This is a genomic window from Microbulbifer sp. CnH-101-G (assembly GCF_052466775.1).
The window spans coordinates 4,069,159-4,085,407 of record NZ_CP174292.1 but is presented as its reverse complement, the minus strand read 5'-3'; the positions used below and the strand labels follow the sequence as shown (position 1 = coordinate 4,085,407).

The 16,249-nt window shown below is 48.7% G+C and carries 15 protein-coding genes; 10 read left to right on the top strand and 5 right to left on the bottom strand.

What is annotated here, in order from left to right; genetic code table 11:
- Nucleotides 1–47 precede the first annotated feature (47 nt).
- From ACJJID_RS18125 to ACJJID_RS18080, 10 genes are all read left to right on the top strand, one after another.
- The gene (locus ACJJID_RS18125; RefSeq protein WP_444920672.1) at nucleotides 48–572 is read left to right on the top strand and encodes a hypothetical protein; all 525 of its coding nucleotides are present in this window, start codon (nucleotides 48–50) and stop codon (nucleotides 570–572) included.
- A 513-nt stretch (nucleotides 573–1,085) separates the two neighbouring features.
- A complete protein-coding gene (locus ACJJID_RS18120; RefSeq protein ID WP_444920671.1) occupies nucleotides 1,086–1,463 on the top strand; it encodes a hypothetical protein in 378 nt (125 codons plus the stop codon).
- A 318-nt stretch (nucleotides 1,464–1,781) separates the two neighbouring features.
- A complete protein-coding gene (locus tag ACJJID_RS18115; RefSeq protein WP_252084111.1) occupies nucleotides 1,782–2,159 on the top strand; it encodes a hypothetical protein in 378 nt (125 codons plus the stop codon).
- A 209-nt stretch (nucleotides 2,160–2,368) separates the two neighbouring features.
- A complete protein-coding gene (locus ACJJID_RS18110; protein WP_444920670.1) occupies nucleotides 2,369–2,860 on the top strand; it encodes a GNAT family N-acetyltransferase in 492 nt (163 codons plus the stop codon).
- 422 nt (nucleotides 2,861–3,282) lie between these two features.
- Nucleotides 3,283–3,681 carry a nuclear transport factor 2 family protein gene (locus ACJJID_RS18105; protein ID WP_444920669.1) on the top strand — a complete coding sequence of 133 codons (399 nt, stop codon included), beginning with the start codon at nucleotides 3,283–3,285 and terminating at the stop codon, nucleotides 3,679–3,681.
- An 821-nt stretch (nucleotides 3,682–4,502) separates the two neighbouring features.
- Nucleotides 4,503–4,766 carry a hypothetical protein gene (locus ACJJID_RS18100; RefSeq protein ID WP_444920668.1) on the top strand — a complete coding sequence of 88 codons (264 nt, stop codon included), beginning with the start codon at nucleotides 4,503–4,505 and terminating at the stop codon, nucleotides 4,764–4,766.
- A gap of 107 nt (nucleotides 4,767–4,873) precedes the next feature.
- Nucleotides 4,874–5,500, top strand: coding sequence for a class I SAM-dependent methyltransferase (locus tag ACJJID_RS18095; RefSeq protein ID WP_444920667.1), 627 nt, complete (start codon nucleotides 4,874–4,876; stop codon nucleotides 5,498–5,500).
- Between the two features lie 75 nt (nucleotides 5,501–5,575).
- Nucleotides 5,576–5,965, top strand: coding sequence for a VOC family protein (locus tag ACJJID_RS18090; protein WP_444920666.1), 390 nt, complete (start codon nucleotides 5,576–5,578; stop codon nucleotides 5,963–5,965).
- A gap of 162 nt (nucleotides 5,966–6,127) precedes the next feature.
- A complete protein-coding gene (locus tag ACJJID_RS18085; protein WP_444920665.1) occupies nucleotides 6,128–6,544 on the top strand; it encodes a hypothetical protein in 417 nt (138 codons plus the stop codon).
- 319 nt (nucleotides 6,545–6,863) lie between these two features.
- Nucleotides 6,864–7,340 (top strand): hypothetical protein, encoded by a 477-nt coding sequence (locus ACJJID_RS18080; protein ID WP_444920664.1) that lies wholly within the window; start codon nucleotides 6,864–6,866, stop codon nucleotides 7,338–7,340.
- A 1,118-nt stretch (nucleotides 7,341–8,458) separates the two neighbouring features.
- On the opposite strand, the gene ACJJID_RS18075 is transcribed toward ACJJID_RS18080, so the two are convergent.
- Genes ACJJID_RS18075 through ACJJID_RS18055 form a run of 5 tightly spaced genes read right to left on the bottom strand, consistent with a single transcriptional unit; the run spans nucleotide 8,459 to nucleotide 16,090 of the window.
- Nucleotides 8,459–9,283, bottom strand: a complete 825-nt coding sequence (locus ACJJID_RS18075; RefSeq protein WP_444920663.1) for a peptidylprolyl isomerase — start codon at nucleotides 9,281–9,283, stop codon at nucleotides 8,459–8,461.
- Between the two features lie 55 nt (nucleotides 9,284–9,338).
- Nucleotides 9,339–10,028 (bottom strand): respiratory nitrate reductase subunit gamma, encoded by a 690-nt coding sequence (gene narI / locus ACJJID_RS18070; protein WP_444899341.1) that lies wholly within the window; start codon nucleotides 10,026–10,028, stop codon nucleotides 9,339–9,341.
- A gap of 4 nt (nucleotides 10,029–10,032) precedes the next feature.
- A complete protein-coding gene (narJ, locus tag ACJJID_RS18065) occupies nucleotides 10,033–10,767 on the bottom strand; it encodes a nitrate reductase molybdenum cofactor assembly chaperone (RefSeq protein WP_444920662.1) in 735 nt (244 codons plus the stop codon).
- A gap of 20 nt (nucleotides 10,768–10,787) precedes the next feature.
- On the bottom strand, nucleotides 10,788–12,335 hold the full coding sequence (gene narH / locus ACJJID_RS18060) for a nitrate reductase subunit beta (protein ID WP_444920661.1): 1,548 nt from the start codon (nucleotides 12,333–12,335) through the stop codon (nucleotides 10,788–10,790).
- 2 nt (nucleotides 12,336–12,337) lie between these two features.
- Nucleotides 12,338–16,090: a nitrate reductase subunit alpha gene (locus ACJJID_RS18055; RefSeq protein WP_444920660.1), complete on the bottom strand. Its 3,753-nt coding sequence runs from the start codon at nucleotides 16,088–16,090 to the stop codon at nucleotides 12,338–12,340.
- Nucleotides 16,091–16,249 lie beyond the last annotated feature (159 nt).

Below are 16,249 nucleotides of genomic sequence, written 5' to 3'. Positions count from 1 at the left end.
AGCAAGTGATATGATATAGCTTTGTTTAAATACGCTGTGAACATCAAATGGAAAAGCGCAAGAAATTACTTTGGTTCAGCCTTCTTACTGTCTCTCTAATTGGAGTCGGATTCATACTTGGCATGTTTAGCAGTGCCCTAAAGCCTCCAGCAAATGCTGGCGAACTATCTCCTAGTATTGATATAGCTGATCTAAGGCCGGGCGAAATACTTACTCGGGATGTAAATTATGAGGCGGGAGGGAAGTGGGGCTTTAGATACATAATTTATAAAAACTATGAGTCCGAAATCACAGTTTTTGGCGTTCCCCTCAGAGAAGGCATGGTAAATATGCCAGATATAACGTGGTGGAGGTGGGGCACAGAATGTAGGAATTTCGGGCCGACCATGAAAAACGGTAAGGTAGTCCCACAAAGCCAGTTCAAATGTCATGATCACGAATTAAATACGTGGTTTGCCAAAGAAAATGTCTGGGATCTTGATGGGAATAACCTCGGCAAATATACAGAAGACATGGAAAGAGTAAGATTTTCAATAAAAGGTTTTGACCTTATACTACATATGTATTATTAGAAAATAAATCTACCCAGTCTGTCATAGAGTTTTTTAATGTCTGGCCGGCTTCATCATGAGAGAAGTAAAATTAAAAAATAATATGGGAAGAACAAATTATTTAGTATGTAGACTTAGTATCGCGATGCTATGTGGGTTCATCTCATATTTGCTGGTAGCGACCTTTCCAGCCTTTATTGCTCCAGAATTAGCAAATTTTTATGGAACACTAGGACTGTATTTCCTTTATACCGCCGTTGCTCAATTAGCAGGGTTGTTATTTGTGATATTTAGGAGCAAGCGAATACTGAATATCGCAAACCTAGTCTTAACCTTGATGTGCTTTATACCTGTAATAATTTACTTTATAAAAATAGCTCCAGATGGCCTAAACCCATAAAATTGGCACGATCGAACATTTTCTGCTGAACAACTGTTACTCTGCTGCTACAGAACTTACTGTAAGCTTTGAGTATTCCATTGAGAAGGCAAAGGTACTATTATCCAAATAGATCCTGTTAACGGTTGTGAGTAATGAGAGCAAAGTTACAAGAATTAGTAAATGATAAACCCATAGAGCAAAGCCCTCATTATCTTCTGAGTCAAGAATTAGAGTTCGAATTTTTAAAGTCTATTTTGACATTCGCTATGGCATTTATAGGCGGTATTGTTACTCTCAAAACTGCTCTTGGCATTGATAAACCTATTAATGAAGGGTTAACCTATTCTTTAGCCACCGTTGTATTATCAGCTGTATTTGCCTTTCACGCACAACAAGAATTAATTAGTGACCTACGTAAGGGTCGGACAGCTAGTAAAATAAAACGCCTTTTCAGACATTTTCCCGGATTTTTCCTCCTTGGAATATCTATCAGTTATGCCTTTAGCTATTTCGAAAGCTCATTGCACTAACAGTACAAACTTAATAAATTGTTTAAGTGCTCCTATACAGCCGTTGTTCAAATAGCAGGGTTTTTATTTGTGATATTTGAGAACATGCGATTCCTGAATATCGCAAACTTGGCTTTAACCTTGGATGTGTTTATACTTTTAATAATTTTTTATGAAAATAGCCCCAGATGGCCTAAGTTAACAATATTGGTACGAACGAACCTTTCTTGCTGAACTACTGTCGCTTTGTTACTAGAGGTCTTACTGTAGGTTTTGGACATTCCATTGGACTAGTAAAGATACTATTATGTAAATAGATCCCATTGACGGCTGTATGTAATGAAAGAAAAATTACAAGAATTAGTTATTAATAAACCCATAGAACAAAGCCCTCATTATCTTCTGAGTCAAGAATTAGAGTTCAGATTTTTAAAATCTAATTTGACATTCGCTATGGCATTTATAGGCGGTATTGTTACTCTCAGAACCGCTCTTGGTATTGATAAACCTATTACTGAAGAGTTCACCTACTCTTTGGTCGCCGCCGTATTATCAGCTCTATGTGCCTTTCATGCAAAACATGAATTAATTAGTGACCTACGTAACGGCCGAACACCTAGTAAAATAAAACGCCTATTCAGACGTAACCTCGGACCTGCCCTCCTTGCAATATCTATCGGGTTTGCCTTTAGATATTTCGAAAGCTCATTACACTAACAGTACAAGCTTAATGAATTGATTAAGCACTCCGTTTTAACCGAGTAATTAAGATAGGGGGCATGGGGAATATGATAAAATCTTTGATCCCCATAGGCTGAGGTACAAGGAATAGTTGCGATTGACAAGGATATAATACAGTCCTTCACATAGGATCACCTTCTTAATTTGCTGTCGCTGATGAGTCGCTACGGTAGAGTTTCTAAAAAATGCTTAAGCTAAGACAGTTTGATAAATCTGATATTGATTCACTTATATTGTACCTTAATGATAATGAGGTAACGCGATATATAACAGATGCCATACCTCAACCCTATACAGAGAGTGATGCTCGTTGGTGGGTTGAAAATAGTGAGAATTCAAGCCTAACAAAAGCGATCGAGTACAATGGAGATCTTGTAGGATGTATATCGGCTAAGGTAGGTGAATTTGAATATAGCTGCGGCGCTGAACTGGGTTACTGGATTGGAAGGAAGTTCTGGAACAATGGAATTGCTACTGAGGCAGTTCGAGTCTTTACGGATATGCTTTTTAAATATACAGATATCGTCCGGTTATTTGTTTCTGTAGTTTCCATAAATGGTGCATCTATTAGAGTCCTAGAGAAAAATGGCTATTTGTATGAAGGTACTCTTCGAAAAGCGTCATGTAAAAATGGCCAATACTTCGACGAATATTTATACTCAAAAATTAGTGAATGAGGATACTTGAAGTCAAGATCAAAGGTTCATTGTATGGCCCACCCCTTCACCACACGCTATACACTATGACTGAGTTCTTACATTAGTTTGCATGCTTCGAGTGCCAGGTTGCCTTTTAGCGCCAGCGATTGAGGATACATCATCGGGCTCAGCACATCAGTCTGATTTAAACATCATCCATAAGTGTCCAAATTGCGGTCCTCTTTACTGCCATCCCGCTATCGAAGGTTTGTACGGACCAACTTATCTATAACAGAGCGTTGGCCCAAAGCCGCTATAATCAAACTCGCGGGATAGGCTCCGCCTAGTTTGTTAAATTTTTTAAGCTGCATGACAGCTCGGTCAACCTTAGCGTTAGACAGTGGTAGGTATTTGTCCATGCGTTCGACCACAATCGGACGCGAACGGAGAAGAATCGAAAAATGAACAGTGAACAGGCCGAAGCGTTTCTGGATGAGATGGCCAAAGCGGTATGTGATCCGAACGCTGATTCTAAGGTCATCGACCGCTACTTTACCGAAGACTTCGTGCAGGTTATCGATGATACGACGATTGGGCGATCGCAACTCGATTCGCGTATCAATTTATTCCGAATGGAGTACTCGGCCGTCAAGTTCGATTACCTTTCCGTAATTGGCGAGGGCGATCGGATAGCTGATGTGCATCTGGTGTGCGCGAAGGCGAAAGATGGCCAACCGCTCACAATCAAGGTAATCAGCCTTTACACGCTAAGAGACGGTCGGATCTCGCGCGCCGAATCCCTTAGCCGTCTTATCGAAGGGAATCCGGAGGACCTACAATTACTCGTGCGTGGCGAGTGAGCCGATATGCCGGCGCGGATCTCGGTTTCACTGGAGACGATAACGCAAACCGCCTCCGGGTATCGTTTTGGCGAAGTCCTCCAACTTCCTCTCGAATTGCTTGATCAGCTTACGAGTCGCCCAGAAATTCATGGTCATCGAAGGCAACACCCAAGTGCAGACCGAGGTGCCGCTGTGTTCAACCATTTTTTATCCCCGCGATGGTAGTTAGCGGGTTGGGCCTACTTATGAGTCAGCGGCAATACTGACAGCTTCATATCAGCAGGTTACACAGATCTCCCCTGATAAGGGTGTGACTTTCACCACACAATTTCATCATTTACTCTACCCATTAGATCACATGGCTTCAGTGCCTTTAACTACCTCGCCTCTAGGCTAAGCATTAAGTGATGTTTCTATTCATCAATTCGTAGTTTTGCCAGCGGCCCCCTCCCCCTAAGATCTCACCGTATTGCAGTTGCCATTCGCTGGTAGTTAGCATTTAATGGAATGCCATTAAATGATGATCTTCCTACAGGGGAGTTTCACTCTATTAATTCACGCCTATGCTGGGCGTACCAAGTGCCTGCAATCCGATCCGCGGTTGTTGTCACCTTTTTAGCCAAAGCTCTAAAAAAGGCGCCAGTAGCCACCGGTAATTGAGGCAAGCATATCTTTCATCGTAATTGGCACTAATTATTATGCTCTTTAAGGGATCGTGTAAATGTAAGCATTGGCGGGTTGAAGTTCAGTTAGCTGGACCACTCGATGGTTTGAATCCGCGCATTTGCGATTGTAATTATTGCCAAGCCAACCCGTCACGTATTATTAGTGATCCGAATATGTCAGTAGTTTTCATTGGTGATGGGATTTTAACTAAACAAAATGGTGATCAGCTTGCTAATTTCTACCATTGCAAAGCTTGTAATGAACTACTAGCCGTAGGCTGCAATATAAATGGTCAACTTCGCGGAGCAGTAAATTCCAATTTATTGCAAGACGTGAATCAACTTGGCAACCCTATTCAAATTCAGCCAAGACTGTTGAGTGCTGATGAAAAGCTTGAACGCTGGGATAAGTTGTGGGGTGTTCTTAATGGGTTTTGAAACTTAAAATGTTAAGGCTTTCAGACGCTTCGGTCCGCAGCTTGAGGCTTTATGAGTCAGAAAAAAAACAGCGTCGATAGCGCCTTGGCATTTATACAGGAACTGATATGACTAGGTCTGATAAGTTCTGGGATAGAAAAGCAAAGGAGTATGCTAGGAGCCCTATTTCTGACGAGGCAAGTTATCAGAAGAAGCTCTCAGACACCCAGAGATTCTTTACGCCTGATATGAATATTTTGGAGTTTGGTTGCGGAACAGGGACTACAGCGATTTGCCACGCTCCACATGTGCAACATATTGAAGCGGTGGATATATCTGAAAATATGCTTGAGATTGGCCGAACTAAGGCCAGGGAAGCCTGCATCGATAATATTAGATTTACCAAAGGTACATTAACCGAATTCAATGCTGAGTCTGCAAGTTTTGATGCAGTATTGGGTTTAAATGTTATTCACTTATTACCAGATAGAAGAGATGTTTTGGCAGAAGCTGCTAGAATCCTCAAGCCTGGTGGCGTTTTCGTGAGTAGTACCGTTTGTATGGGTAATTCCTATATACGGTTTATTAAGCTCTTAGCACCCCTAGGAAAATTTATGGGCTTAATGCCCGATATCTTTATTCTAACAAAAGTAAAATTAGAGAAAGAAATTCAAGACGCTGGTTTTACCATTGAAGTTCTATGGCAGCATGGAATGCATGACATGGTAGTTTTCATTATTGCGCGTAAAATATAAATGATCTTTCTAAAACTTCGTTATGTCTCCAGAAATACAAACCATACTTAGATACTTAACAGTGAGGATACTCTAATGAATACAAATGCAGTTTGTTGGTTTGAAATTTATGTGAATGATATGGTTCGTGCAAAGTCCTTTTATGAATCTGTTCTCAAGCAGGAGTTAACTCGACTAGACAATCCTGACGAAGTAAAAGACTTTCCTCAACCCGAGATGTGGGCATTTCCAATGAAACAAGAACCGGGAGCAAGTGGAGCAATTTGTAAAATGGAGGGTGTTGAAGCTGGAGGTAATAGCACTCTAGCGTATTTTGATAGCGAAGATTGTTCTGTTGAACTGGCCAGAGTCGAGCCAGCAGGTGGGAAGGTAGTAGTGCCTAAAATGTCTATTGGAGAGCATGGTTTTATCGCAATAGCGCAAGATACCGAAGGAAATAATATCGGTTTTCATTCAATGAAATAGCTAGCTCTCACCAGCAAACATTAATTCACATAACTGGTTACTTAAATATCGCACATTGCCTTCATCAAGGCACTAAATTGTGCTCAAAATTAAGCCGGCTTACCCTATTCATGAAATCAGCAACTATCCGCATAGCGGGTGGTTGCTGATTAACAATTGCTAATGACGTTTTTGTTTTATGAAATTTCTTGTAGTTTTTTTATACTGATTAGCCTGAATACACCAGCCTGTATAATTGCCCCTGAAACAGTTGCTCTTTATAATACCCAGAAATTTATTAAACATTCAAAGTCTGTATTTAAAGGTAAACTTTTATCTTTAATGTATGTTCCAGCACATCTGCAGATTGTTAAGTTTGAAGTGATAGAAATGTATAAAGGGGAAAAAAAGAATTTTATTTCAATAGTACATAACTATAATACCAGTTGCACATCACCAATACTGAATAACCAAGTTGGGAAAAATTACTTTGTCTTTATTACAGAGGGTTCTGGTGAAAAAGACGATTTATATGCTCTTATTTCTTCAAAAAACTTTGACTTCATTGAACATATTTTCGTTTCAAAACCTACAACTTAATAAAGCTCTTGCTCGAAGCACGGCAATGATTGCGCAGAAATGGTCTTAGACACCAATAGGTTATTCAATTATCTAAATATATTTCAGAATGGACTGTTTTCCCTCAACGATTAGGTCCAGAGTCTTCCGGTACAACAATTATATTTACAAGCTATTCATAAAGGTACTGCCACAACAGATGGAATTAGAGAAGATACTATCATCAGACTCTATCTTCTATATAAAAGGAACTTTATAGTTTTATTTCCAGAATATATTTTAAGGTGTTATGATTCGTTATTCTTTAGAATACGCTGTTAGACTTTGAAAGGGAGCGATTTTGGGTATTTCTACTAGTTTCCATCTTATAATATTGAACGAAGACAAAAAAGAAACAGTTGTTTCAACAACTAACCCATGCGACGGTGTAGCTCGCATGCTATATACTGGAAACCCTAATTATCGAACCGGTTTTAATATTTTCAGTAAGATTTCAGACGAAGAAGCTAATTTAATTAGACCTACCTACACTAAAGATAGTGAAAGTGTTTTAGAAGAATATGAACCTTTTAAACCAAATATAGTTGAACCTTGGCAGCTTCGCTCTGTATTAGTAAAGTTACGTGGTGAATTGATACGTTTCTTAAAAGAGGAAATTATAAATTCAGAAGGTTTTGATGAATCAAAATGGTCCCAAGATAACAAAACGATCCGTGAAACAACTTGGGAACTAGTTTCTATATCGGAAATAATAGGCGCCCTCTCTATGGCGCAGGAGCAAAAGAGCAAAGTATATCTTGGGTTATGTGATTCTTAAGATATAAAAATATTTTCCAAACTCAGGCGTAAAAAATACTTACAATTATTTGCTGTCAATTGTAGCCAAGCTTTTGCGCCAGTTAGCTTAGGTGCTTTAATGTAAATAAAATTTTTGTTGTTTTTTTATAGAATCGATATATTAATAGTTCCAGAAATTCATTCTGAGGTTGATCCACGTAGGAATTCATATAAATATACGTAAATATATTTCCTTAATCTCTTAACCGGAATCAGCTTCTTATGCGGCCACGTATTCAATCCATTCTTTTCCCCTTCTTGGTAAGTTTCAGCTTTAGCTAGTTTCCATTTATACTGTGGTTGAAACACTACCTTCAATACTTGATTTTAAGTACTCAAGAACTTCAAGATCAACCTATTTATCTCCTACTGATGCTCAAAAATTAGATTGGTCTTTGGCAACAGATTATCTCCTCATAAAAAAGCCACCCCTAGCTCTTATTGAATCAGTATCTTACGTTCTTTCGGGGTATTTTATCTCGTCGTTGGTGTAATTCTTGTATGTGAAAAAACTATCGGTAACCGCATTCTTCTTCTGAAGATATCTGTATTTATCATGCTAGGTATTCAGTTACTGTTTCTTGCTCTCAGCGTAGTATTGGGAGGCAAAAATATTATATAGCCATCCATAGGGCTAACTCACTATTGAGGCTCACTGTATATATAGTTACACCCTTTATACTCTGAAAAGAAGCGGCAGTATCGCTCCCCCTAACCGATGCTGGTTGCCATCGGCTTTAACAGATGCGGAGTAGATGTAGGGGCTGAATTTTTGAGAGTATTTAAACGTAACAGCGCTATTTATATTCAACGTCTAGTACGGGATAAAGAAGTAAAAAACTCAACCCTCCTCCTGCACCTCGCTATTAATATGATAAATCTCTGGCACTTACCCATGATCGTCTATCCGCATACCCAGGTATCGAATCAGGCCATTGCGAATATCGCAGATCCAGCCGTGCAAGTTGAAACGCTGACTGCGGTCTCATCTCAGCCCTGCTGCATTATTTTTGTCATGGTCAGGTTTTGCACCTGCGCCAGGACATTTAATTTATCCAGTCGCGATTGCGTGCGAACAGTTGGCGAATCTCTACCACCTCAGTGGGCCTCCCCCGATAAATCCAGGCCGGAGATTTGTGCGGCCTGCACCATTTTTTGCAGATAGTCGCTAGTCATCTGGCGGCGGCGTTTTTCAGTTAGGTATTCCTCGATTCGCTCCGAAACATATTCGTATTCCAGCGGGCGGCCCGGTTCACAGTGTTCCACATATATCAGATGTACACCGTAAGGGGTCTCCACTGGCTCCGCTACCAAACCGGTGCCCTGCTCGAACACTGCGCGCTCGAAGGAGGCGACGGTATCACCGCGCCCTACTTGGCCGAGGCTGCCACCGGCTTCGGCGGAGGAACAGGCGGAGTGGGATTGGGCTAACTGGGCGAAGGTCTGTAGCGGATTGGCATCGTTGCGGATCTGCTTGAGCATATCCTCGGCGGCGGCGCGCGCTTTGGCACAGGCTTCGGAGTCATCCGGTGCGGCTGGGATCAGGATATGGCGCACTTCAGCGAGGGGATCGGAGCGGAATTTATGTGGGTGGGCTTCGAAATAGGCGCGGCATTCGGCTTCTCTGGCCGGGGGCACTTGCAACTCACCTTTCAAAAGATCTGAAACGGCATGATCGAAGGCCTCGCTGTGCAAGTCTTCATCGGCGGCGCAAAGCCCCTGCCCTGCTGCCTTTTCCCGTAACAGCCAACCGATAACCAATGCCCGTGCAGCGCGATAAATTGCTTGGCGCGGGGAGTTGGCTGTCTGGTATTGCATCTCCTGGTAAATCAGGTCTGCGGGTATTTCACTGCCGTTCACGGCCACGGCTTCAGCCAGTTCGAATTCGTGCCCGGCGGCGTCGGAAGCTAGTAATGCACTCATGACTCTTCTCCACACAAGGCCCACACTTGGCGGGCCTGGTTAACGATTGCTGGGATTATCGCGCGGCTTTGGCGCGCACTACCTGGTAATTGCGGCGGAAGTACTGCACTGGAACACTCCATACGTGCACCAGGCGGCTGAAGGGGAACAGCAGGAACAGGGTCATACCGAGGAAAATATGCAGCTTGTAGATGATATTTACGTCGGCGATAGCCGCTGCGGCGGCGGAGCCATCGAGGGTGACAATGGACTGGGCCCAGGTCATCAACTTGAGCATTTCGGCACCGTCCATATGGCCGGCGGAAACCAGGATACTGATCAGGCCGAGGATTAACTGGGCGTAAAGCATCAGCAGTATGGTCAGGTCCATTTTGGAAGTGGTGGCGCGCACTCGCGGATTGGTGAGGCGGCGCTTAATCAAAATGGTGAGGCCGATAAAGCAAATTACTCCGAAGAAGCCACCGATCCCCATCGCCATCATCTGCTTGGTGGAGGCTTCAATACCGAGTAAGTGCCACACCGCTTTGGGCGTAAGCAGGCCGACAAAATGGCCCGCGAGAATAGCGATCACCCCGATATGGAACAGGTAACTGCCGATGCGTAATTGCTTGTGCTCCAGCAACTGGCTGGAGCCGGTGCGCCAGGTGTATTGGTCGCGGTCATAGCGGATTAGGCTCCCCACCAGAAATACCGTGAGGGCGACGAAGGGATAGATGGCAAAGAGCAGCGTATTCAGATAGTTCATCTTGTTACTCCTGTGGTGCGGGCTGGGCAGAATTCTTTGCAGCATCTTTGGCACTGGGGGCCCAGGTTAGGGGCTGGCCGTCGCGCAGCTGCGCAGCGCTGGGCCGCGCTATGGACTGGTCACAATTGTTGGCGCCGGTAAAGCTGACCACCTCTTCCTCCCAGATCTTGTCCAGCGCCTCGGGAGTATCGTCGCGCTCCTCATTGGCAACTTCTTCTTTGAGCGCGGTCAGATCGACGAAGACGCCGGCCATCTGCAAGAGCGCATCCATCAACAGGTGATAGGGGCTCTCGCGCTTTGACAGGCGCGCGCTCAACAGGGCAATCACATGGGTGATATCGTGCACCCAACCGTAGGCCGCTTCACCTTGGGTGGCGCAGAACTCTAAGTAGGTGGGCAGGTAATCCGGCAGTTCGCGCTCATTCAGTTCCAGGCCGGCGGCTCGGTAGCGATTCATCAGATCCACCATGGCCTGGCCGCGATCGCGGGATTCGCCGTGGATATGCTCGAACAGGTGCAGGGACACAGCCCGGCCGCGTTCAAATAAACCGTCGTATTCACTCTGCCAATCGAGCGCATCCATACGCTCGTAATGAGAGATAAACGCCAGCAGCAAATCGCGCAGGGGCTTGTCCAGGTCTTCGGATTCCGCCACCCAGTTGGTTAACTCATCCAGGTGCGCCACCAGCTCATCGGACGGGTAATCCAGCAGGCGGGCGATCAGGTTTAATACTTTCATCGGTACTCTCCCCCTCGACCTCAGTCGACCACTTTGGCCGGTATCACTTCGCGCACTGCATTCTGCTTGCCACCGAAGATGTTGGTGCTGTCGTTGCCGGTGCTACAGCCGTTGCCGAAGCTGAAACCACAGGAGGACTTCATGTCGTAGGCGTTCTCGGCGTAAGCCTTGTGGCTTGAAGGCACCACGAAGCGGTCTTCGTAATTGGCCAGGGCCATATAGCGGTACATCTCTTCTACCTGGGCTACGGTCATCCCCGCCTCTTCCAGCAACTCGCGTTCCTGCACGCCGTCCACATGGATGCCGCGCATATAGGCGCGCATCACAATCATGCGTTCCAGGGCGCGGGCCACTGGCTTCTCGTCGCCGGCGGTGAGCAGGTTGGCCAGGTATTGCAGCGGGATACGCAGGGTGGAGAGATCGGGGATCTCGGCGCCGCGCCCCACGGTGACGGTTTCCACTTGGCCGGCCTGCACTGCGTTCTGGATCGGAGACAGCGGCGGCACGTACCAAACCATGGGCAGGGTGCGGTACTCCGGGTGCAGCGGCAGGGCGATCTGCCAGTCGATGGCCATCTTGTACACCGGGGATTTCTGCGCGGCTTCGAGCCAGGCTTCGGGGATACCCTCGGCGCGAGCAGCTTCCTGGACCTTGGGATCGCTGGGGTCGAGGAAAATATCGCACTGGGCCTGGTAGAGGGCTTTTTCGTCTTCTACTGCAGCGGCTTCTTCGATGCGGTCGGCATCATAGAGCAGCACCCCCAGGTAGCGGATACGGCCCACACAGGTCTCGGAACAGATGGTTGGCTGGCCCGCCTCAATACGCGGGTAACAGAAGATACACTTCTCGGATTTACCGGTTTTCCAGTTGTAGTAGATCTTTTTGTAGGGGCAGGCGGATACACACATGCGCCAGCCGCGGCATTTGTCCTGATCGATCAGGACGATGCCGTCCTCTTCGCGCTTGTAGATGGCACCGCTGGGGCAGGCAGAGACACAGGCCGGATTGAGGCAGTGCTCGCACAGGCGCGGCAGGTACATCATAAAGGTGTTTTCGAACTCACCGTAGATATCTGCCTGGACCTGTTCGAAGTTCTTATCCTTCTTACGCTTGTCAAATTCGGTACCGAGAATTTCTTCCCAATTGGGACCCCATTCGATCTTCTCCATACGCTCGCCGCTGATCAGTGAGCGCGGGCGGGCCACCGGCTGGTGCTTATGCTCCGGTGCCTTGTGCAGGGTCTGGTAGTCGAAGTCGAACGGCTCGTAGTAGTCGTCGATTTCCGGCATATCCGGGTTGCCAAACAGGTTGGCCAGCACCCGGTGCTTGCTGCCGATCTTCGGCTGCAACTTGCCGTTTTTCTTGCGGGTCCAGCCACCGTTCCACTTGTCCTGGTTTTCCCACTCTTTGGGATAGCCGACACCGGGTTTGGTCTCGACATTGTTAAACCAGGCGTACTCGACCCCCTCGCGGGAGGTCCAGACGTTTTTACAGGTCACGGAGCAGGTGTGGCAGCCGATACACTTATCGAGGTTCAGCACCATGCCGATCTGGGCTCTAACTTTCATTGTTACACCTCCTCTCGGGTCGGCTCTTTGACGTCTTCGCCATCCAGCCAGTCGACCTTGTTCATTTTTCTCACCACCACAAACTCGTCCCGGTTACAGCCCACAGTGCCGTAGTAGTTAAAGCCGTAGGACTGCTGGGCGTAGCCGCCGATCATATGGGTGGGTTTCATCACCGCGCGGGTTACGGAGTTGTGGATACCGCCGCGGGTGCCGGTGGTTTCCGCTCCCGGTGTATTCACGATGCGCTCCTGGGCGTGGTACATCATGGCCATGCCGTCGGGCACCCGCTGGGAAACCACCGCGCGGGCGGCAATGGCGCCGTTGACGTTGAAGATTTCGATCCAGTCGTTGTCTTCAATACCCGCCAGCTTGGCGTCATTCTCACTCATCCACACGATGGGGCCACCGCGAGACAGCGTGAGCATCAACAGGTTGTCGGAGTAGGTGCTGTGGATGCCCCACTTCTGGTGCGGGGTGATCCAGTTCAGCAGGATCTCCTTGTTGCCGTTGGGCTTCTGGTTTAGCACCGGCTGTACGGTTTTCAGGTTGATGGGCGGCTTGTACACACACATGGTCTCACCGAAGTCGCGCATCCACTCGTGATCCTGGTAGAACTGCTGGCGGCCGGTGATGGTGCGCCAGGGAATCATCTCGTGCACGTTGGTGTAGCCGGCGTTGTAGCTCACATGCTCATCTTCCAGGCCGGACCAGGTGGGTGAGGAGATGATCTTGCGGGGCTGCGCCACGATATCGGCGAAACGTATCTTCTCGTCTTCCTTGGGCTTGGCCAGATGGGTGTGATCGCGACCGGTAATCTTGCCCAGGGCTTCCCAGGCCTTCACCGCCACCTGGCCGTTGGTTTCAGGAGCCAGAGACAGGATCATCTCTGCGGCATCTACGGCGCTGTCGATACGGGCGCGGCCATCGCGGGCACTTTCATCATTCCAGGTGCGGTTGAGCTTCTTGAGGAAGTCCACCTCGTCATCGGTATTCCAGCTGATGCCCTTACCGCCGTTGCCGAGTTTTTCCAGCAATGGGCCAATAGAGGTAAAGCGGTTGTAGGTGTTGGGATAGTCTCGCTCCACCTCGATCATGCTCGGCGCGGTAACACCGGGAATCAGGTCACACTCACCCTTCCACCAGGCCTTCACCCCAAAGGGCTGGGCGATTTCGGTGGGGGTATCGTGGTGGATTGGCAGGGTTACCAGATCCTTCTCCACCCCCAGGTGGCCATCGGTGAGTTCGGAGAATTTCTTCGCCACACCTTTGAAGATGTCCCAGTCGCTGCGCGCTTCCCAGGCCGGGTCCACCGCTTTGGTGAGCGGGTGGATAAAGGGGTGCATATCGGAGGTATTGAGATCGTCCTTCTCATACCAGGTGGCGGTTGGCAGTACGATGTCGGAGTAGAGACAGGTGGTGGACATGCGGAAGTCCAGTGTCACCAGCAGATCGACTTTGCCCTCACTGGGGGTATCGTGCCAGGCCACATCTTCCGGCTTCTTGCCGCCGGCTTCACCCAGGTCCTTACCCATCAGGCCATGCTTGGTACCGAGCAGGTGGCGCAGCATGTACTCGTGGCCCTTGCCGGAGGAACCCAGCAGGTTGGAGCGCCAGATGAACATGTTACGCGGGTAGTTCTGCGGGTTATCTGGGTCCTGGTTGGCGAACTTGAGTGCGCCGCGCTTGAGCTGCTGTACGGTGTAATCCTTGGCGGACATACCCGCAGCGGCGGCATCTTTGGTCAGTTGCAGTGGGTTCATACCCAGCTGCGGTGCGGACGGCAGCCAGCCCATACGCTCGGCGCGGCTGTTGTAATCGATAATGGAAGCCTGCCACTTGCTCTTGTCGGCCAGCGGCGAAACCACTTCATCCATCTCCAACTTCTCGTAGCGCCACTGGCTGGCGTGGTTGTAGAAGAAGGAGGTGCCGTTCATATGGCGCGGCGGGCGCTGCCAGTCGAGGCCGAAAGCGAGGGGGGTCCAGCCGGTTTGCGGGCGCAGCTTTTCCTGCCCCACATAGTGGGCCCAGCCACCACCGCTCTGGCCGATACAACCGCACATCATCAACATATTGATGAGGCCACGGTAGTTCATATCCATGTGGTACCAGTGGTTGAGGGCGGCACCCACAATCACCATGGAGCGTCCACGGGTTTTGTCAGCGGTATTGGCGAACTCGCGCGCTACCTGGATAACGTTCTCGCGGCGACAGCCAGTGATCTTCTCCTGCCAGGCGGGTGTGTAGGGCTTATCTTCGTCGTAACTGTGGGCACAGTTGGGATCGTCGAGGCCGTGCTCGACGCCGTAGTTGGCCAGGGTCAGGTCGTAGACGCTGGCAACCCTGAGCACCTCGCCGTCTTTGTTCTGCACAAACTTCACCGGCACCTTGTAGTCGATCACATCGCTGTGGTCGGTGTGCTGGAAGTAGTCGTGTTCATGGGTCTGGCCACCGAAGTAAGGGAAGGCCACCTGGGCGATTTCATCGGCGCAGTCTTTCAGGCTGAGCTTCAGCTCTACTTCTTCACCACTCAGGCCATCGCGCTGCTCAATGTTCCATTTTCCCTGCTCGCCCCAGCGGTAACCTACGGAACCCTGGGGTGACACCAGCTGGCCATCATGGTTGACGGCGATAGTCTTCCACTCTGGGTTGTTGTCCTGGCCGAGGTCATCTGCCAGATCGGAGGCGCGCAGGAAGCGGCCCTGTACCAGCTTGCCGTCGCGCTCTTCCAGGGTCACCAGCATCGGCATATCGGTGGTGGTGCGCACATATTCGGTGAAGTAGGCGCTGGGCTTGTCGACGTGGAATTCTTTCAGGATCACGTGGCCAAAGGCCATCGCCAGAGCGGCATCGGTACCCTGACGCGGTGCCAGCCAGGTGTCGCCAAACTTGGAACACTCGGAGTAATCGGAAGTGATTACGCAGGTCTTGGCGCCCTTGTAGCGGACTTCACTGAGGAAGTGCGCATCCGGGGTACGGGTCTGCGGCACATTGGAGCCCCAAACGATCAGGTAGTTGGAGTTGTACCAATCGGCAGACTCGGGCACGTCGGTCTGCTCGCCCCAAATCTGCGGAGAGGCGGGCGGCAGATCGCAGTACCAGTCGTAGAAACTCAGGCAGTTGCCGCCGATCAATGACAGATAGCGAGCACCGGCGGCGTAGGACACCATGGACATGGCGGGAATCGGCGAGAAGCCGGTCACCCGGTCGGGTCCGTATTTTTTGGTGGTGTAGACGTTGGCGGCGGCGATCAGCTCGTTGGCCTCATCCCACTTAATCCGCACAAAGCCGCCCATTCCCCGGCGTTCTTTATAGGACTTGGCCTTGGCCGTGTCCTCGACAATGCTGGCCCAGGCATCCACCGGATCGCTGTGTCTCAACTTGGCTTCGCGCCAGAGTTTTACCAGACGTTTGCGGATCTTCGGGTACTTGAGGCGATTGGCCGAATACATATACCAGGAGTAGCTTGCGCCACGTGGGCAGCCGCGAGGCTCATGGTTGGGCAGATCCGGGCGGGTGCGCGGGTAATCGGTCTGCTGGGTCTCCCAGGTGACCAGGCCGTCTTTGACGTAGATCTTCCAGCTGCAGGAGCCGGTGCAGTTCACCCCGTGGGTGGAGCGCACGATCTTGTCGAATTGCCAGCGGCGACGATAGCCGTCTTCCCAGCTGCGGTCGTCATGGGTCTTTTCCCCGTGTCCTCCGGAAAAGGGCTCTTTTTGTTTCTTCAGATATTTCAGTCGGTCCAGGAAATGGCTCATGCGGTACTCCCAGGGCATCGAAATGCGGTTAAAGCATCGGGTTAGCTGGGAATATAAAAGCGCTGTAAAAGAGGATCACCTGACCAAAAAGGGGTAGAAAAGCGCTGGGCTACCCATGAGTAGGTAAGAAAATGGCGCCAGTGGACGGCTGAAGTCGGG